We start from the raw sequence: 17,616 nt of genomic DNA on the forward strand, positions 1-17,616 counted from the left end.
TCCTCATAGCCGACTCAAATTATTTACAAACGACACCTGCACGTTTGGCAGATTCAACAGTATTATGAAGAAGCATTGTGATTGTCATTGGACCAACACCCTTTGGCACAGGTGTAATGTAACCCGCAACATCTAACACGTTGTCAAAGTCAACATCACCACAAAGTTTTCCTGTTTCTAAACGGTTAACACCAACGTCAATTACAACCGCTCCTTCTTTAATATAATCCGCTGTTATCATTTTAGGTCGTCCAACAGCTACGATTAAAATATCAGCTAACTTCGATAACTCTTTCATATTTTGCGTCTTAGAATGACAATATGTTACAGTGGCATTTTCATTTAAAAACAATTGTCCCACTGGTTTACCGACAATATTACTTCTTCCAATTACTACTACATGTTTTCCAGAAATATCAAGATTTGTTTCTTTTACTAATTCTACAATACCATGCGGTGTACATGGAAGGAATGTATCTTGTCCCGTCATCATACGTCCCACGCTGATTGGGTGAAATCCGTCTACATCCTTTTCTGGTGAAATTCTTTCAATGATAGCTTTTTCTTCAATATGTTTTGGTAAAGGTAATTGCACTAATATGCCATTAATACGGTCATCGCCATTTAAGCGATCGATTTCAGCAAGCAAACGTTCCTCAGTAATTGTTTCAGGAAGTTCAATTAGCTCTGAGTAAATCCCTACTTGTTCACAGCCTTTTTCTTTTCCTTTCACATAAGAACGAGATGCTGGATCTTCTCCAACTAAAATAACTGCTAATCCTGGTACAATACCTTGCTCTTTCAACTTCACAACTTCTTCTGTTAATTGTGCTCGTTTTTTCTCCGCAACTTCATTTCCTTTGATGATTACTGCTACCATTTTAAGATTCCCCCTTAAAGAATTTACAGTGTATCTTTTATATTAGATAAAACGCCGTTAATAAAACGACGAGATTCCTCATCCCCAAATGTTTTTGCAATTTCAATTGCTTCGTTAATTGTTACGTTGTGTGGAATTTCTTCCATGTACTTCATTTCATACACAGCTACACGTAAAATACTGCGATCAACAATACTAATACGCTCAAGCTTCCACTTTTTTAAGTTTTGACGAATCGCTTCATCGATTGCTTCTTTATTTTCTACAAAACCTACTACAAGTGACTCTAGAAACTCATTTGTTTCTTCGCCTTCATCCAGCGTGTTTTCCACTGCTACTTTCGGTTCTAATTCACCTGTAATATCCATTTGGTATAATGCTTGCATTGCTCTTTCTCTAGCCGTCCTACGTTTCATTGTAACTCTCCTTTATGCTTCAAGTCTTTCCTTATACTTTGTTATATTATTATAATTTATAAGCCGTCAATTCACTTACTCTTACAGTTTTCATTGATTTTCCAACCTTATAATACAATGATAATAACACAATTTATCGTTTCACACACGGGTTACAAGGCTGAAAAATAATAAAAAGATTAACTTCAAGTTCCATATCTTATCACAATGTACGTTTTTTGGAAAAACGACACATTTTCTTGTTTATTTCTTATTTTTTGAAATAGTATAATAATTAGAGGGTTGTAATTTGTGAAGAAATGAAACGATAAAAAAGATGCCTATGTTACTAGGCACCTTTTCATTCTTACACTGGTTCGATTTCTGTTTTTTGTGTTTCGAATGTTACGCCAACGATGTGAACATTCACTTCTTTTGGCTCAAGTCCTGTCATTGTAAAGAGTGCTTGGCGAATATTGTCTTGAATCTTTTGTGCAACAACTGGAATTGCTACACCAAAATACATTACAACATAAAGGTCAACGATAATATCTTCGTTTGCTAATTCAACCTTTACACCTTTACCATGATTTTTCTTACCTAACTTCTCAACAACATCTGTAGCAAAATTACCGCGCATTGCCGCTACACCTTCTACTTCAGCAGCTGCAATACCTGCAATTACTTCAATTACTTCTGGTGCAATTTCTACTTTACCAAGAGTTGTATCTTGACCCATATCTAACATATGTTCAGCCATGAAAAAAACCTCCTTTAATGTATCACTGCGTCACAAGTTCATGCTCTTCCAAAAATTTCGTATTAAACTCACCTTTTACAAAATCAGGATGATCTAGCAATTGCAAATGGAACGGGATTGTTGTATGTACGCCTTCAATGACAAATTCACTAAGTGCGCGCTTCATTTTTGCAATTGCCTCTTCACGTGTTTTTCCGTGAACAATTAATTTAGCAACCATCGAATCATAGAAAGGTGGGATTGAATATCCCGGATATACAGCTGAATCGACGCGAATACCAAATCCTCCTGGTGGTAAGTACATTTCTACTTTACCTGGAGATGGCATAAATTTTTTGGCAGGGTTTTCCGCATTAATTCGACATTCAATTGCCCAACCATTAAATTGTACTTCTTCTTGCTGTAACGATAACTTTTCTCCTGAAGCAACAAGAATTTGCTCTTTAATTAAGTCCATTCCCGTTACCATTTCAGTAACCGGATGCTCAACCTGAATTCTCGTATTCATCTCCATGAAATAAAAGGTTTTCGTTTTATATTCATAAATAAACTCAACCGTACCAGCACCTGTATAATCAACCGCTACCGCCGCTTTAACTGCCGCTTCACCCATCTGCTTGCGAATATCTTCATCAAGTGCAGGTGATGGACTTTCTTCTAGTAGTTTTTGCAAACGGCGCTGAATTGTACAATCACGCTCTCCTAAATGAATGGCATTTCCGTGTGTATCTGCCATTATTTGAATCTCAACATGGCGGAAATCTTCAACGTACTTTTCTAAGTATACACCAGGGTTCCCAAAAGCGGTACTAGCTTCTTGCTGTGTAATTTGAATTCCTTTTATAAGCTCTTCTTCATGGCGTGCAACACGAATACCTTTTCCGCCGCCACCTGCAGTCGCTTTAATAATAACTGGATATCCAATTTGATTAGCAAGCTCGATCGCTTCTTCGGTATTTTTAATAATCCCTTGTGAACCTGGTACAATCGGAACCCCTGCTTCTTTCATTGTATCACGAGCAACGTCTTTTGTGCCCATCTTTGAAATAGCTTCTGGACTTGGACCGATAAAAATCAAGTTACATTCACGGCATAATTCTGCGAAATCTGCATTCTCTGCTAAAAATCCGTATCCCGGATGAATAGCATCGCAGCCTGTTAACTTCGCAACGCTAATAATGTTCGTCAAATTTAAATAGCTTTCTTTCGAAATCGTTGGTCCTACACAATACGCCTCGTCTGCAATCTGTACGTGAAGTGACTCTTTATCTGCTTCTGAATAAATTGCAACTGTTTCAATATCCATTTCTTTACAAGCACGAATAATTCGTACAGCAATTTCCCCACGATTGGCTATTAATACTTTTTTTATCATCACAAAGACTCCCTTATTACGCTTTTACAAGAAATAGCGGTTGTCCATACTCAACAAGCTGTCCGTTATTAACAAGAATTTCAACAATTTCGCCCTCTACATCAGCATCAATTTCGTTAAATAACTTCATAGCCTCGACAATACACACGATAGAATCTTTCGATACTCTATCCCCAACACTTACATATGGAGGTGTATCAGGCGAAGAAGAAGAATAGAATGTACCTACCATCGGTGATGTGATTTTATGTAGGTTTTCATTTTGAACAGCCTTCTTCTCTTCTTGTTTTGGCGCTTCTGCTTGTGCTGCTGCTACTTTCGTTTCAACTTCAACAGGCGCTACTGGTTGCATAGCTTGTTTTGCTGCAGGTGCTTGCACAGCAACAACTTCATTACCACGCTTTTTCATTTTGATTGTTGTACCGTCTTTTTTGTATTCAAATTCATCAATATTAGAGCTATCAATTAATTTAATTAATTCGCGAACTTCTTGAATTTTAAACATGTAAAATCCACTCCCATACTCTTGTTTGTCCCGTTTTTACAGATTCTCGTCACGAAAACTAGATTGACTGTAAAAATACGATGTATTCTATTAGAAAATATATTTCATTAACTAATAGAAATATTTACTATTTCCATCTTACGATAAATTTTTTAAACATTCCAATTTATATTTCTTTATAATAAATCGAAACTCCTGTAAAAATATTATTCCAATAAAAATTTAATACCTAGTAATAATACCAAGTTTCACACGAAATTGGCAAGACCACTTCTTAAAAAACATTCACTACTTTTTCAAAACGTTACACAGCAAACATGCCATTCCCTCTTCACCACACCTATAGTCAATAACATATTTTTACCAAATATTTTTTTTTGTTTACACACCGTTCATCATTCCTTCATATAAGAATAGTATGTTCAAAGTGTAGAAAATATATTGTGTCGAGGTGTGGAAATATGATATGGCTCATTCTCTTTTTACCTGCTGTAATCGTTTGGGCATGCGTTCTTTGCATCCACGTCAAATCCGGAAAAAGTAATCATCAGTACCATGAACCATTAATCTTTTACTCACAACGTGTTTCTCCATTCCGAGCTGAACATAGTAAAAATAATTACAAAGACGCAATAGAAAAAAGCTATCGAAAATGATAGCTTTTTTCTATTCACACGTACTTACATACTCTTTTTACTATTTGCATACCCTTTGCTTAGTAAAAGATAATAATCCGTAGGGAAATCCCTACGGATTAAAGTTTCACTTATTTCGCTGGTGGATCAAATTTCACACCTACATCTTTTGATCCGCCTTCACTTCTTACAAGTTGAATAATTTTATTTGCTTCTTTCTGTGAATGTTTTGCCGCTTTAACCGTTACTCTAATATCAGTACCATCAGCTCTTACAAGAGCATCTGGATATCCTCCTTGAGATTTAATTACTGTCTCAAGTAATTCTTGCTTCGTTTCCATTGTCGTAATGGCATCAAAATTTTCTTTCGCTTTATTCTTTTCTGTTGCTGAAGCTTTTGTTGAACTCATCACTTCTTGTAATTTTGCTTTTTGTTCACTACGCTGATCTTCCATTTGCATACGTAAAGCTGTGAAATTCTCATCACTTGATTGAACTGATACATTGCCCTCTTTTTTACTTGTTTCTTTTTTTGCATTTTCTTTTTTGTCTGTTTCTTTATTTGTTGTTTCTTTGCTTGTATTTTCTTTTTTCGGAGTTTCTTTAGGCGCTTCGTTTGTTACTGCTTTATCAGTACCTTGTTTTTCTTGTCCAATCTTTTCACCTGTTGCTGGCGATGCTGTATTCATTTTGTCAGGAGTTGTCACGTAATACACAGATAGTACAACAACTAAACTTAACATCGTTAATAACCAAACTGTTTGTTTTTTTAACACTTTATTTCCTCCCTATCAATTTTTCGGTGAAACTGAAACGCGATGGGCCGGTACATCTAGCAGCCTTATCACAGCTTCTTTTACCATTACTTTAACTTGTATATTATCCACTCCCTTTGCTACGACAAGAACACCACGTACTTTCGGCTTCTCTGTTCGTAAAACAACAGGAGTTTCTTTATCCCCTTCACGTATAATGACAGTCTTTTCATCAAGAGACTCGTCCTCTACTTCTCTCTTACCGCCTGTTTTATCTGTTTCACCTGTTGTTTGTGAGCGTTTCACTGTATTTTTTTCTAAAATTTTTTCTTCAGATGAATCTAAATTCACTTTAATCGTTACGTCTTTTACTCCTGCTATTTCTTCTAAAGCAGTTTTTAATTCTTGTTCATACGCTTTTTCATATTTTTCTACATTTGACATACTATCATTACTTTTTTGTCCGAAAGTTGGTACGTCTTTTTCTTGGTTTTGAGTTTTTTGTTCTTTAAATACAGGTACTTCTTCTTTTTTACTTGAAAAGAGACTACTAGAAAACATAAGCAAAATTCCAAGTATGAGTAGGACAAGTAAAAACTTAGGTGTTACCTTTTTACCCTTCTCGTTGCTTTCTTTTTGATCCCCATTCAATAAGTTTCGAAAAAATGAGAACTTCGAATTTTTATCTTTATTGTCCATTTACTCTACCTGTCCTCCCTTCCATTTGAACTTGGATTTGTTTACCCTCTAGTTGCCACCTGCTTGAAAAGAAATCTTTCATTTCTACATTCGTTTCTTCCACTTTTTTTGGAGGCTCTTTCGTGTTAATTTCAATTGGCTTTACTGTTTCGATTGCATCATTTTTACTACGTTCTTTTTCTTTCAACGTCACAACAACAGATTGAATATCTTTCGCTGACTTTACTTCTTCTATATTTTCTGCTGCGACTATTTGTATTTCAGAGACAGCCATACCATACTTTTTCTCAAACTCTTTTCCTACTTCTTTTTTCATTTTGGTAGCCATCTCTTCTAAACTATATGCACGTGTTAGAGCTTGTATTTCTTTTTTCTTCGAATCTATTGAATTTTTTACAGATCCTTCTGCTACGTACTTTTCTTCATTAAAATTTGCAATTACTTCATTTACATCTGTCTGCAATAGTTTAAAAAGGGGTGTTAAAATTAATACGACTAACAAAAGACTTACAACGAATTTAACGTATTTTTGCAAATTCGAATTTGGAAGAATAAGATGAAGCATTGTCGCTAAGAGCAAAAAAACGATAATATTTCTGATCCACTCTGTAACAAATTGCATACTCTTCACCTCCTACCGCATCATAAGTGTAATATTCCCCGCAGCAATAATAATTGTAATACTTAAAAAGAACATAAATGATACGATAGCTAAGCAAGCAAATACGTAAATGATGCTTCTTCCAATAATGTCTAAACATTGAATAATTGCTCCGCCGCCAACCGGTTGTAATACTGCTGCTGCGAATTTATAAATAAATGCAATACAGAAAATTTGAATCGCAGGAAAAGCAACAATTAAGCATAAAATGACGAGCCCAATAATTCCGACTGTGTTTTTCAATAATCCTGATGCGCTAATAACAGTATCTGCCGCTTCCGTAAACATTCTTCCAACTACTGGAATGAAGTTTCCTGTTACAAATTTAGCAGTTTTCACAGCTATGCCATCAGCAACGGCTGTCGCTGTTCCTTGTACAGATAATACCCCTAAAAAAATGGTTAAGAAGATACCGATAATCCCAACGCTAACGTTTTGCAGAAGCTTGGACAATTTTGTAACTTTATATTGATCACTCATTGTACTTACAATACTTAATATCGTTGCCAGTAATAAAAGCGGTAGAACGATATAATTCATAAGAAGCCCGCTTGTATTCATTAAGAAAATGATAATCGGATGAAAGAAAGATACAGATACAACCCCGCCACCAGTCGCTATAAGCGCCAATAAAATTGGCAATAGCGCTAATATGAAATCTACCATTGTTTGTATCGTTTCTCTTGCATATGTCATAACGACATAAAAACTATTTAAAGCAAAAATAATAAGTACCATATATACAACAGCATCAGCAATTTTACTTACACTACTTTTTGAAAAAGCGGATTGCAGTGATTGCAACAATGCACTAAAGATTGTGAGCATAATGAGTGTGCCAAGCAGTTTTCCATTAGCTGCAAGCTCATGAAATAAATATTTTAATAACCCTATCATCCACTCTTTTAGAGAGAATTCTTTTTCTCCCTTTACAAACTCCATAAAACTCCCTTTTTGACTCTCTGGCAAATAGCCACCATATTTTGTAACAAGCCCGTCCCAAAATTGCTTCACATCTTCAATTCCGAGCTTATCCAATTGTTGATCAACGACGTTTGTTTCTACAGGAGAAGCTTGTACAACAACCGGTAAAGAAAAGAAAAGGAAGCAAGCAAATAGCAGCTTAGCTCCAAACCTCCTCAACATTCACTCCCCCTTATCCCGTCGGTAAAAATCCGAGAATAGTTTCAATTACAACCGTCAAAATAGGAATTGCCATAACGAGAATTAAGATTTTCCCAGCAAGTTCAATTTTCGAAGCGATGGCACCTTGACCAGCATCTTTTGTAATTTGAGCTCCAAACTCGGCAATATAAGCAATTCCAATAATTTTTAGTAACGTTTCCACGTAGACGTTGCTAACTTTCGCTTCACTCGCTACTCTCTCAATCATTTGTAAAATAGAATGAATTTGATCGATTAAAATAAGAAACATCACGCTACCTACGAACACAATAAATAAAGATGTAATACTAGATTTATGCTGGTTCAAAACAGCAGCTAAAAACGTAGCAACGAGGCCTAATCCGACAATTTGTATAATTTCGATTCGAACCGCCTCCTTTACTGGAAGAGAAAGACACTTTTAATCTTGTCGAATAGCGTATTAATTAAAAATGCAACATGAAATAAAATGACGACAAAACCGACAAGGATAACCCAATTTGCAATATCCTCACGCTTCAATTCTTTTAGTACAGTATGAATGAAAGCTAAAACAATGCCGATTCCGGCGATTTGAAATATTAATCCAACATCAATGGACATCGCCTTTCTCCCCCCTATAGCAGTAAAATTACAATAAGTAGCCCTGCTAGTACCCCTAAGCTCTTAATCATTTTTTCGTATTGCAGTTGTAAAGCTTTCGCTTCCTCTTCTTCTCTCTCCAAATGTGTAATACATAAGCGAATATGTTTTTGTTGTGATTCACGATCATGTTGCCCGAGCGTTTCACCAAATTGCTGCAGTATTTCATACTCGGTTTGTTGAAAAGCCGTCAACTTCCAATTCTCTTTCAAACTATCTATCCAAGCTTCCCTTACTGTTTGTTCTCCACTTTCTAGTTTTTTAGCGAAACTTTGAAATATCCAATTTAATGGCTTTGGCATTTGTTTAACTAATCGCTCGGCAGCCTCAGATAAAGGTGTGTGTCCATACATAATTTCTGCCTCTAATGATTGAAGTGCTGATTTTAATAACCTAAGTTGCCTCGGTCTCTCACTGTATCTTTTAGCGTACGAAAACCCGAAAAAGGTGCTGACCGCAACGATTAACACTGCACCAAATATTTTCACCATACGCCCTCAGCCTTTCTATTTGATAACACTGGTTTTCCATATTTATCTTTCACCTGCATAACCGTTCCTGGACCCCTCGCTTTTGACAACTCCACAAACCTATCAAATATACCAAGCTCTAGCACTGCCTTGAGCGATGGACGTCTCACAACATCCTCATAGGAAAATCCGTGTGCGCTTATAAAAAGCTGGACACCTGCATGCACTGCCTCCATAATTGCTTCACTATCTTCTTTACGGCCAATTTCATCTACGATCAAAATATCAGGACTCATAGAACGAATCATCATCATCATTCCTTCTGCCTTTGGACATGCGTCTAACACATCGACTCGGGTACCAAAATCATATTGCGGGATCCCTTTCACACAACCAGCAATTTCTGACCGTTCATCAACGATCCCCACTTTACAGGAAGGAATTTCCGAAGCACTTACCCCTTGACTCATGCAACGTGCTACATCTCTTAAGAGTGTCGTTTTTCCCGTTTGGGGAGGGCCAATTACCATCGTGTTTAACCACCTTTTTTCATACAAATATGGCAAAAGCGGTTCAGCAATCCCTATTTTTTGACGAGCAATACGAATATTAAAGGAAGAGACATCACGAATCATTTTCACTGCGCTTTTTTCTGTAATGACTTTTCCTGCTAACCCGATTCTATGCCCTCCGCGAAGCGTCACATACCCACGTTTTAATTCCTCTTCCATCGTATAAATTGAGAATTGACTTAACTTATTCAATAAGTAAATAGCATCCTCTGCAGTAGTGATATAGTCATAAAAAAACACCTTTCCGTGTGCAATACACTCTAGCGGCCTTCCAATTCGAACGCGAATTTCCTCTAAAGCATCGTATTGCTTACATTCTTCAATTAAGTACTTCATCGTTTTTGGTAAAACTTCTAATACCTCTTTCATCGGCTTCTCCCCACTATACTCGACTTACTATTTCAGTAATGCGATAAAAATACAGCAAATTCCAAGCGCTAGAAAAAAGAGCTTCAAGAAAGAAATTTCACTTGCTACACTCGCTATCCCAATTGTCATTGTTAAAATTAATACGGTAGGTCCAACAAACGCCAACATACCATTTATAAACAACGCTTTCTTCGCATCATTCACATAAAGCATAAGCAAAGCAGCAAATATCTCCGCACTACCTGAAAATAATCGAAGTGCCCCCATAACAAGCACGGATGTTTCCATTGCCGCTAGCCACTGTTTCATTCTTCCACCTTCTCCCGTAACAGTTACTAACTTCGTATTCTAAAAAAGAATATATTTGTACAACCATATGCAGAGGTTGTCTATTTCAGAAGTAAAAACATAATTTTTCTCTAAATTCCGAATTACAATCTGAATATTCATATTATTTCATGGTATATTATGGTATATTTAGTTTAAAAGAGGTTTAAACCATGCAGCACGTCACTTTATTACCACTAGATTTATGCTATACAAATGTGATTTTCGAGCTATCAAGTGATCCACATATAAAAAATGCATTGGGGATAACGGTAGAAAACATCGAAGACACGAAAACATTTCTTCTTTTCGCAATAGACGAAGAGCGTCAAAAGAAATCCTTATCGAGAATGATTGTGAATGAAGAAAATGAAATAATTGGCCTCACCACACTTAAACATATTAATAATGAGAAAAAGCAATCTCACATTGGTAGTTGGCTCGGCTATCCGTACTGGGGAAAAGGCTATAACGAGGCTGCTAAAAAAGAAATCTTTAAAATCGCCTTTTTAGACTTACAACTTTCCTACGTATTTGCTGGTGCTAAAACGAATAATATCCGCTCTTTAAAAGCACAAGAAAAACTACCTTATATTTCATTGCATGTGGAAAACAAGTTTCCAGACGAACACGCTGCACTAGAGAAAGAAGTAAAGTCACCTTGCTCTCTGCATGTCGTGTCACGTGAAAATTTTTTAAACTGGTTGAAATTACAGAATGAGGGGGAAAAATATGAAGGCATTGAAAGTTAGTTTAACCGTTGTAGTAGAATTAGCTCTTATTTATCTTTTTTCATTATTGGTCGGTTGGTCATTTATAGAGACCTTTTTCCTTGGTAGTTTAGCAATATTTGCAATTATGTGGTTAATTATTATGAGTAACCATAGAAATAACATTACAGATCACGCAATAAGTAAAACATTAACTGGCGTTGAGACTGGCGAAATAAAACCATTTCAAATTGTTTTGACTCCATCTATTATGGGTACTCTTTCACTTGTTTTAGTCAGTTTTATAATAACAGCTATTTACTATCTACCCTATTTCCTATAAAAAAAGCACTCGTGAATTATCACGAGTGCTTTTCTACTATGCACGAGAAACGTATTTACCTTCACCAGTGTTGATGATAAGCATTTCGCCTTCGTTAATGAAGATTGGTACTTGTACAACAAGACCAGTTTCTAATGTAGCTGGTTTTGTTACGTTAGAAGCAGTATCACCTTTAATACCAGGCTCTGTTTCTGTAACTTGTAATTCAACTGTGTTTGGAAGTTCAACACCAAGTACTTCGCCTTGGTAAGTCATGATTGCTACTTCCATGTTTTCTTTTAGGAATTTAAGCTCGCGCTCGATTTGTTTTTCACCAAGTTCGATTTGCTCATAAGTTCCGTTATCCATAAATACGTGAGCCTCACCGCTTGCGTATAAGTATTGCATACGACGGTTTTCGATGTGTGCTTTTTCTACTTTCTCACCTGCACGGAATGTTTTCTCTTGAACAGAACCTGTGCGAAGATTACGTAGTTTAGAACGAACGAATGCAGCACCTTTACCTGGCTTTACGTGTTGGAAATCAAGTACTTGCCAAAGGGCATTGTCCACTGAAATTGTTAAACCTGTACGAAAATCGTTTACTGAAATCATGTAAAAAAATCCTCCTGTGTATTACAAAATAATAAGTTCTTTTGGTGATTTCGTAATTACTTCATTACCTTCACTTGTCACAATGATATCATCTTCAATACGTACGCCGCCAATACCTGGAATATAAATACCTGGTTCTACTGTTACAGCCATACCTGGTTCAAGTACTGTATGAGAACGGAACGCTAAACCTGGTGCTTCATGGATTTCAAGACCTATTCCATGACCAGTAGAGTGTCCAAAGTATTCACCATATCCTTTTTCCGTTATGTAGTCACGCGTTAGCGCATCAGCCTCGCGACCTGTTAAACCAGCTTTAATACCGTTCACACCACGTAGTTGTGCTTCTAAAACGATATTATAAATTTCTTTTAATTTATCAGATGGTTCACCGACTGCAATCGTACGAGTAATATCAGAGCAATATCCTTTGTAATAAGCGCCGAAGTCTAATGTAACGAAATCTCCTGTTTCTATCACTTTTTCAGATGCCACGCCGTGCGGTAATGCCGAACGAAGACCTGAAGCAACGATAATATCAAACGAAGAAGATGTTGCTCCTTGTTTTCTCATGAAAAATTCAAGTTCATTTGACACTTCAATTTCAGATACTCCCGGGCGAATGAATGATAGAATATGCTCAAAGGCAGCATCTGCAATCTGTGCAGCTTCCTTTAATATCTTAATCTCTGAATCAGTCTTTATCAAGCGTAACTTTTCTACAAGTCCAGAAGTCGGGATAAATTCAGCATCAATCGCTTCCTTATGCACTGAATAAGAACTATATGTAAGAGTATCTTGCTCAAAACCAAGCTTTTGAATTCCAAGCTCTTTCACTTGCTTTGCCACTTCATCAATGATCAATCCTGCGTGCTGTACAACCTCATATCCAACCGCTTGTTTACTTGCCTGCTCGACGTAACGGAAATCTGTAATAAATTGAGCACGATCTTTTGAAATAAGAACAACGCCTGCTGTTCCTGTGAAGTTAGCCATATATCTACGACTATGTTCATTTGTTAACAAAATACCGTCAATACCAGCCTCATCAAATGCACTTCGTAATCTTTCAATTTTCTCCATTACTTTATGCCTCCCTCAATTTCTCCATTAATGCAAATAACGCTAACTTATAGCCATAAAAACCAAATCCTACAATTTGACCTGCACAAACAGCTGCCGTCACAGATTCATGACGGAACGATTCACGCTGATGAATGTTAGAAATATGTACTTCAATAACAGGAATCGAAATGCTCGCAATGGCATCACGAATCGCATAGCTATAATGCGTAAATGCTCCCGGATTTAAAATGATCCCTTCATATATATCTTCCGCTTCATGAATAATGTCGATAATGGCACCTTCATGATTCGATTGGAAACATTCTAACTCCACTCCCATTGTTTCTGCTTCTTGCTTCATATCTGCTTCAAGTGTCGTTAGCGTGCCCTTTCCATATACATTTACCTCACGAACACCGAGGCGATTTAGGTTAGGACCGTTTACGAGGAGTAACTTTTTCATATTCTTAAAACTCCTTAATATTAAATATCTATACAATATTTTAACATAGGAGTTACTTATTTGAATAGTTCGTCTTCTCTTACCCTTCTTGTTCTGCTTTATTGCTATTTACTGCGTAAGAAACAGAATATGCTATAAACACACCATACAATATAAAAATACATATTGTCGTCACAATTGTCTCTTTTGGTAAATGGAGCGCACTTTTAATAACAGGAGCCATTAAACCCATCCCCAAAAACAGTAGTGCCCACCAAAATAGCCCATAAATAATTCCCGCTATAATCCCTTCAAACTTTGCAAAAAATGCTTTATACAAAAAGGCAATCAAAATTGAAAGAAGTCCCATACACACTATTCCGAACACATTGCCCCATACACCCTCTTTCCAACTTCCAAACGCAAATGGTAAAAGGAAATAATTCGGGCCCGCCTCCGTGAATGAAAATATATGAAGGAAATACCATACCCCGCCCCAAAAGATTCCACCAAACAAACCAATCTGCACAAAATCCCTTGTTCCTAATTGTTCTTGACTCACATCGACACCTCCGCTCAATAGTATGCCCGAAACTATTTTGAAGCATGTTTAAATCCTGCGAAATTTGTCTATAAAAAGAATAAGAAATGTCCGACTCTCATAACATTTTCCCTTGTCATCTACTTGTATTTGCCGATAAAATAAAGGAAACTCGGTGATTGTCTTATTTCAAAACGACAGAACCCAGTATGACAATTGCCTCTTTTTCTACATAAGAGAGAAACAAATACAGGTTGGTGTTAACATGGCAGAAGAGTCAAAACAAATATATGGCGGGCAAGCGGTCATAGAAGGAGTTATGTTTGGCGGTAGAGAATATACTGTTACAGCGGTTCGTCGTAAAGATAAATCGATTGAATTTTATCGATTACCACGCGTTCGTAATAAAGTACTATCTACCCTAAAAAAAATTCCATTTTTACGAGGGATTGCCGCTATTGTGGATGCAAGTGCGAATGGAGCAAAGCATTTAAACTTCGCTTCAGAACGATTTGACGTCCACCCAGAAGATGATGAACAAATTGCAAATAAAAAAGAAGAACAATCAAAATTAACGATGGTATTAGGAGTTGCAGCTGTTGGCGTTTTATCTTTTATATTCGGTAAAGTCATTTTCACAGCAGTTCCTGCACTATTAGCTGAATTAACAAGACCGATTTTCCCGTCTCATACTGGGCAAATCATTGTCGAAAGTGTCATTAAGCTCATGCTATTATTGAGCTATATATACTTTATTTCTTTAACCCCACTTATTAAGCGGGTATTTCAGTATCACGGTGCAGAGCATAAGGTAATCAATGCTTACGAGAATAACCTTCCTCTGACTGTAGAAAACGTTCAAAAGCAAACTCGTCTCCATTATAGATGTGGCAGTAGCTTTATTATATTTACAGTCATTATTGGAATGTTCGTTTATTTCCTAGTCCCTACAGATCCTCTTTGGGCACGAGTTATAAACCGAATTTTATTAATTCCAGTTGTACTTGGTATTTCTTTTGAAGTATTACAATTTACAAATCGATTACGAGATATTCCCGTATTACGCGTACTTGGATATCCTGGATTATGGCTACAACTATTAACAACGAAAGAACCAACAGATGATCAAGTGGAAGTAGCAATTGCATCGTTTGAAGAATTATTACGTTTAGAGAACAAACAATAATTATTTAAAAATGGTGTTCAACTCCTTTCCTCATCGTTAATATACTAATTTTAATATACGTTTTTAGGAGGTGTCCCTTATGAACGGTCGTTCGTTTACTTTCGCTATATTTGTGCTTATTATCGGATTGGCAATATTCGGCCTTGTTTCATCTGTTATTACAAATCCCATGGGTGTATTAAGAAATATCGGGTACATGTTACTTGTTGTTGGTATCTTTTACTTGCTATACAAGATGTTTACAAATTCCAGTGGTTCTGCAAATTCACAAAGCTCATATAAGCGTGCGGCAAAACAATCGAACCGCAAACATGGGAAACAAAATGTAGCACCCCTAGGCAATTCTTTCTTTAAGTCAAATACTTCTAATGACAAAAGTAAAAAAGGGAATTCTTCCACTTTGAAACGAAAAAGAAAACAGTCTCATTTAACTGTCATTGAAGGCAAAAAAAGCAAAAAGAAAGACCGTGCTTCCTTTTAGGAAATACGGTCTTTTTTTATACTTTGAAGCACTTCTTTTAAACTTTTCTCTCTCATACTTTCAATTCGAAGATGATGATTTTCAAATGGTAAATTCCGTGTCACATCATTAGGTACCACAACGCACGTTAATCCCGCTGCAACTGCTGCTCTCAATCCATTTAATGAATCTTCAAATACAACAGCTTCAGACGGCTTAATTCCTAATTCTTCTATTGCAACTCGATAAAGAGCTGGATCTGGTTTTACCTTCTCAACATCTTCTCTCGTTTTAATTACTTCAAAATATTCTCGAATTTGTAGCTCTTCTAAAAAATGAATAACCCATTCTCTAGAAGAACTAGAAGCTAGTGCGATTTTTAATCCCATTTCTTTCGCTTCTTCTAAATATTCTTTTACCCCGTCACGAGCTTCTGGTATTCTCATTTTCTCTTTATGTAAAGTTGCCACTTTTTCTTTTAATGCACTTTTGTTAAACTTCTCTTTTAATTGATCATTTAAATATGTATAAAGTACCTCATCTGTTGTTCCAATGCATTTCGCAAATTCCTCTAAAGGTAGTTCCCCGCCGTATTCACGAACAGCATCTCTGAAAGAGTGAAACCATATCGTTTCTGTGTCCACAATTAATCCATCAAAATCAAAAATAATTGCTTTCATAATTCTCCCATCCTTTTCGAATTGAAATAAAAAAGGAAACGCCATACGTTCCCCTTAATTACTTTTCTCTTCATTTGCTCTTTGAACACCACGAAGTGTTTCCACTCGGACTGCATCTTGTTCAAAGTATTCCACTAAATCACCAATGCGATCAATTGCTTCCCAACTTAAATGATGTTCAATTCCTTCTACATCATTGTAAATTTTACTTTCATCCACACCGATAATACGCATAAATTGCTCTAGCAAGTCATGACGATATACGAGACGTTCTCCGATTTTTTTACCTTTTGTTGTTAATACAAGCCCTCTATATTTTTCATAAATTAGATATTCATCTTTGTCTAATTTTTGCACCATTTTTGTTACAGAGGATGGATGTACACTAAGCGCTTCAGCAATATCAGATACGCGGGCGTAACCCTTTTCATCAATCAACAAATAAATTTGTTCAATATAATCTTCCATACTAGGGGTAGGCATCGGTTTCCTCCATCCAAGTTCATTTTGCTTATTCCGTACGAAGCAATCAATAAAATGATACACCAGAAAGAATAACGTGACAAGTTGAAAACGAGCCTAAATATATAAAACAAAAAAGAATCTGTATTTGCATACAGACTCCCCTTAAGTAAAATATTGTATTTCTGCATTAGGAAAAAACTCATTTCTATAACCTCTTATCGTTTCTTTTAATACTGCTGCATCATCTTTTTTATATACATATTTTCCGATGGTTTCGGAAAACAATGCTGAATCAATTCAAACGTTAAATTTGGTATCGTCATATCTTTGTCGCTCAAATAGTTTACGGTATCCTTCTTCCCATTCTTCATGCATTTAAATTGGCGCAACTATAAAACCAAGTGGATATTCAAGTGCCTTTCGTTCAAAGTAAACGAGCTTTGACATAAACGGTCTCATATAATTTTCGCCCTCTCGTTAGTATGGGGGACATTAAAGTTTTCCACCCCAGTAACTTGCATTGCAAGTTACTTAATGTTATAATTTGGATACCAGCTACCTTGCAACGCAAGTTACCTGAATAAAAGGTGGTGAAATCATGCACAGCCAAATGTTAAAAGGCGTGCTCGAAGGGTGCATCCTATACATCATTTCACAAGAAGAAGTGTACGGATATGAACTGAGTACAAAATTAAATAAACACGGATTTACATTTGTAAGCGAAGGAAGCATATATCCATTATTGTTACGTATGCAAAAAGAAAAATTGATTGAAGGAACATTAAAAGCTTCCTCACTCGGTCCAAAGCGAAAATATTATCACGTAACCGATAAAGGATTAGAACAGCTTGAAGAATTTAAACAAAGCTGGGGGATGGTTTCAACTACGGTAAATAACTTATTACAGGGGGAGTGATAGGG

Annotated in this window: 26 protein-coding genes and 1 pseudogene; 6 read left to right on the forward strand and 21 right to left on the reverse strand. The window is 36.3% G+C overall.

Features of this window, described 5'->3' with window-relative positions:
• Window positions 1-19 precede the first annotated feature (19 nt).
• The 5 genes from folD to accB all read right to left on the reverse strand — a co-directional run bounded on the left by folD (window position 20) and on the right by accB (window position 3,915).
• On the reverse strand, window positions 20-880 hold the full coding sequence (gene folD, locus ACQGSG_RS04170; RefSeq protein WP_000226732.1) for a bifunctional methylenetetrahydrofolate dehydrogenase/methenyltetrahydrofolate cyclohydrolase FolD: 861 nt from the start codon (window positions 878-880) through the stop codon (window positions 20-22).
• Window positions 881-903: 23 nt separating this feature from the next.
• Entirely contained in the window at window positions 904-1,296 is a 393-nt protein-coding gene (gene nusB / locus ACQGSG_RS04175; protein ID WP_000830247.1) for a N utilization substance protein NusB, read from the reverse strand.
• A 346-nt stretch (window positions 1,297-1,642) separates the two neighbouring features.
• The gene (locus tag ACQGSG_RS04180; RefSeq protein ID WP_000807630.1) at window positions 1,643-2,035 is read right to left on the reverse strand and encodes an Asp23/Gls24 family envelope stress response protein; all 393 of its coding nucleotides are present in this window, start codon (window positions 2,033-2,035) and stop codon (window positions 1,643-1,645) included.
• A 22-nt stretch (window positions 2,036-2,057) separates the two neighbouring features.
• The gene (gene accC / locus ACQGSG_RS04185) at window positions 2,058-3,410 is read right to left on the reverse strand and encodes an acetyl-CoA carboxylase biotin carboxylase subunit (protein ID WP_000592870.1); all 1,353 of its coding nucleotides are present in this window, start codon (window positions 3,408-3,410) and stop codon (window positions 2,058-2,060) included.
• 16 nt (window positions 3,411-3,426) lie between these two features.
• Window positions 3,427-3,915: an acetyl-CoA carboxylase biotin carboxyl carrier protein gene (gene accB / locus ACQGSG_RS04190; protein ID WP_000472859.1), complete on the reverse strand. Its 489-nt coding sequence runs from the start codon at window positions 3,913-3,915 to the stop codon at window positions 3,427-3,429.
• Between the two features lie 461 nt (window positions 3,916-4,376).
• Between accB and ACQGSG_RS04195 the strand changes: the two genes are divergently transcribed.
• Window positions 4,377-4,571: a hypothetical protein gene (locus ACQGSG_RS04195; RefSeq protein ID WP_002101315.1), complete on the forward strand. Its 195-nt coding sequence runs from the start codon at window positions 4,377-4,379 to the stop codon at window positions 4,569-4,571.
• A 110-nt stretch (window positions 4,572-4,681) separates the two neighbouring features.
• Here ACQGSG_RS04195 and ACQGSG_RS04200 read toward each other — a convergent pair whose 3' ends face one another.
• The 9 genes from ACQGSG_RS04200 to ACQGSG_RS04240 are packed head-to-tail and all read right to left on the reverse strand — an operon-like array spanning window position 4,682 to window position 10,191.
• Complete coding sequence (locus ACQGSG_RS04200) at window positions 4,682-5,326, reverse strand: SpoIIIAH-like family protein (protein WP_000914710.1); 645 nt, start codon at window positions 5,324-5,326, stop codon at window positions 4,682-4,684.
• A 15-nt stretch (window positions 5,327-5,341) separates the two neighbouring features.
• On the reverse strand, window positions 5,342-6,004 hold the full coding sequence (spoIIIAG, locus tag ACQGSG_RS04205; protein WP_000368891.1) for a stage III sporulation protein AG: 663 nt from the start codon (window positions 6,002-6,004) through the stop codon (window positions 5,342-5,344).
• Window positions 5,994-6,626 (reverse strand): stage III sporulation protein AF, encoded by a 633-nt coding sequence (spoIIIAF, locus tag ACQGSG_RS04210; protein WP_001161033.1) that lies wholly within the window; start codon window positions 6,624-6,626, stop codon window positions 5,994-5,996. Before spoIIIAF ends, spoIIIAG begins: the two co-directional genes overlap by 11 nt.
• A 12-nt stretch (window positions 6,627-6,638) precedes the next feature.
• The gene (spoIIIAE, locus tag ACQGSG_RS04215; RefSeq protein WP_000946110.1) at window positions 6,639-7,811 is read right to left on the reverse strand and encodes a stage III sporulation protein AE; all 1,173 of its coding nucleotides are present in this window, start codon (window positions 7,809-7,811) and stop codon (window positions 6,639-6,641) included.
• Between the two features lie 10 nt (window positions 7,812-7,821).
• Window positions 7,822-8,205 (reverse strand): stage III sporulation protein AD, encoded by a 384-nt coding sequence (spoIIIAD, locus tag ACQGSG_RS04220; RefSeq protein WP_077393170.1) that lies wholly within the window; start codon window positions 8,203-8,205, stop codon window positions 7,822-7,824.
• A 23-nt stretch (window positions 8,206-8,228) separates the two neighbouring features.
• Window positions 8,229-8,432 (reverse strand): stage III sporulation protein AC, encoded by a 204-nt coding sequence (gene spoIIIAC / locus ACQGSG_RS04225; RefSeq protein WP_000020914.1) that lies wholly within the window; start codon window positions 8,430-8,432, stop codon window positions 8,229-8,231.
• Between the two features lie 14 nt (window positions 8,433-8,446).
• Complete coding sequence (gene spoIIIAB, locus ACQGSG_RS04230) at window positions 8,447-8,962, reverse strand: stage III sporulation protein SpoIIIAB (RefSeq protein ID WP_000238702.1); 516 nt, start codon at window positions 8,960-8,962, stop codon at window positions 8,447-8,449.
• Window positions 8,956-9,882: a stage III sporulation protein AA gene (gene spoIIIAA / locus ACQGSG_RS04235; RefSeq protein ID WP_000665905.1), complete on the reverse strand. Its 927-nt coding sequence runs from the start codon at window positions 9,880-9,882 to the stop codon at window positions 8,956-8,958. Before spoIIIAA ends, spoIIIAB begins: the two co-directional genes overlap by 7 nt.
• A 27-nt stretch (window positions 9,883-9,909) precedes the next feature.
• Window positions 9,910-10,191, reverse strand: a complete 282-nt coding sequence (locus ACQGSG_RS04240; protein WP_000816050.1) for a YqhV family protein — start codon at window positions 10,189-10,191, stop codon at window positions 9,910-9,912.
• A gap of 191 nt (window positions 10,192-10,382) precedes the next feature.
• Between ACQGSG_RS04240 and ACQGSG_RS04245 the strand changes: the two genes are divergently transcribed.
• Together ACQGSG_RS04245 and ACQGSG_RS04250 are read left to right on the forward strand one after the other, a co-directional pair.
• Window positions 10,383-10,961 (forward strand): GNAT family N-acetyltransferase, encoded by a 579-nt coding sequence (locus ACQGSG_RS04245; RefSeq protein WP_001164984.1) that lies wholly within the window; start codon window positions 10,383-10,385, stop codon window positions 10,959-10,961.
• Window positions 10,942-11,262: a hypothetical protein gene (locus ACQGSG_RS04250; RefSeq protein ID WP_000645695.1), complete on the forward strand. Its 321-nt coding sequence runs from the start codon at window positions 10,942-10,944 to the stop codon at window positions 11,260-11,262. Before ACQGSG_RS04245 ends, ACQGSG_RS04250 begins: the two co-directional genes overlap by 20 nt.
• 36 nt (window positions 11,263-11,298) lie before the next feature.
• Here the strand turns inward: ACQGSG_RS04250 and efp are convergent, their stop codons facing one another.
• The 4 genes from efp to ACQGSG_RS04270 all read right to left on the reverse strand — a co-directional run bounded on the left by efp (window position 11,299) and on the right by ACQGSG_RS04270 (window position 13,925).
• Complete coding sequence (gene efp, locus ACQGSG_RS04255) at window positions 11,299-11,856, reverse strand: elongation factor P (RefSeq protein ID WP_000626516.1); 558 nt, start codon at window positions 11,854-11,856, stop codon at window positions 11,299-11,301.
• A gap of 21 nt (window positions 11,857-11,877) precedes the next feature.
• On the reverse strand, window positions 11,878-12,939 hold the full coding sequence (gene pepQ / locus ACQGSG_RS04260) for a Xaa-Pro dipeptidase (protein ID WP_000411041.1): 1,062 nt from the start codon (window positions 12,937-12,939) through the stop codon (window positions 11,878-11,880).
• 4 nt (window positions 12,940-12,943) lie between these two features.
• Window positions 12,944-13,384, reverse strand: coding sequence for a type II 3-dehydroquinate dehydratase (gene aroQ, locus ACQGSG_RS04265; protein ID WP_000735147.1), 441 nt, complete (start codon window positions 13,382-13,384; stop codon window positions 12,944-12,946).
• A 79-nt stretch (window positions 13,385-13,463) separates the two neighbouring features.
• Window positions 13,464-13,925, reverse strand: coding sequence for a YqhR family membrane protein (locus ACQGSG_RS04270; protein WP_325842503.1), 462 nt, complete (start codon window positions 13,923-13,925; stop codon window positions 13,464-13,466).
• Window positions 13,926-14,169: 244 nt separating this feature from the next.
• Here ACQGSG_RS04270 and ACQGSG_RS04275 point away from each other — a divergent pair, with 244 nt between their 5' ends.
• On the forward strand, window positions 14,170-15,090 hold the full coding sequence (locus ACQGSG_RS04275) for a DUF1385 domain-containing protein (protein WP_000807121.1): 921 nt from the start codon (window positions 14,170-14,172) through the stop codon (window positions 15,088-15,090).
• 79 nt (window positions 15,091-15,169) lie between these two features.
• Window positions 15,170-15,571, forward strand: coding sequence for an SA1362 family protein (locus tag ACQGSG_RS04280; protein ID WP_001014463.1), 402 nt, complete (start codon window positions 15,170-15,172; stop codon window positions 15,569-15,571).
• On the opposite strand, the gene ACQGSG_RS04285 is transcribed toward ACQGSG_RS04280, so the two are convergent.
• The 3 genes and pseudogenes from ACQGSG_RS04285 to ACQGSG_RS04295 form a co-directional block, all read right to left on the reverse strand.
• A complete protein-coding gene (locus ACQGSG_RS04285; RefSeq protein WP_025966333.1) occupies window positions 15,568-16,230 on the reverse strand; it encodes an HAD family hydrolase in 663 nt (220 codons plus the stop codon). The two genes, ACQGSG_RS04280 and ACQGSG_RS04285, sit on opposite strands and share 4 nt — an antisense overlap.
• Window positions 16,231-16,284: 54 nt before the next feature.
• On the reverse strand, window positions 16,285-16,713 hold the full coding sequence (gene mntR / locus ACQGSG_RS04290; RefSeq protein WP_001143083.1) for a transcriptional regulator MntR: 429 nt from the start codon (window positions 16,711-16,713) through the stop codon (window positions 16,285-16,287).
• 144 nt (window positions 16,714-16,857) lie between these two features.
• A pseudogene (locus ACQGSG_RS04295) lies at window positions 16,858-17,103 on the reverse strand (spore photoproduct lyase family protein); the annotation flags it as partial.
• 190 nt (window positions 17,104-17,293) lie between these two features.
• On the opposite strand from ACQGSG_RS04295, the gene ACQGSG_RS04300 reads away from it, so the two are divergent.
• The gene (locus ACQGSG_RS04300; protein ID WP_000556083.1) at window positions 17,294-17,611 is read left to right on the forward strand and encodes a PadR family transcriptional regulator; all 318 of its coding nucleotides are present in this window, start codon (window positions 17,294-17,296) and stop codon (window positions 17,609-17,611) included.
• Window positions 17,612-17,616: the final 5 nt, after the last annotated feature.

The sequence above is a fragment of the Bacillus sp. GMa5/1 genome (genome assembly GCF_050172015.1).
Classification (GTDB): Bacteria; Bacillota; Bacilli; order Bacillales; family Bacillaceae_G; genus Bacillus_A; species Bacillus_A cereus.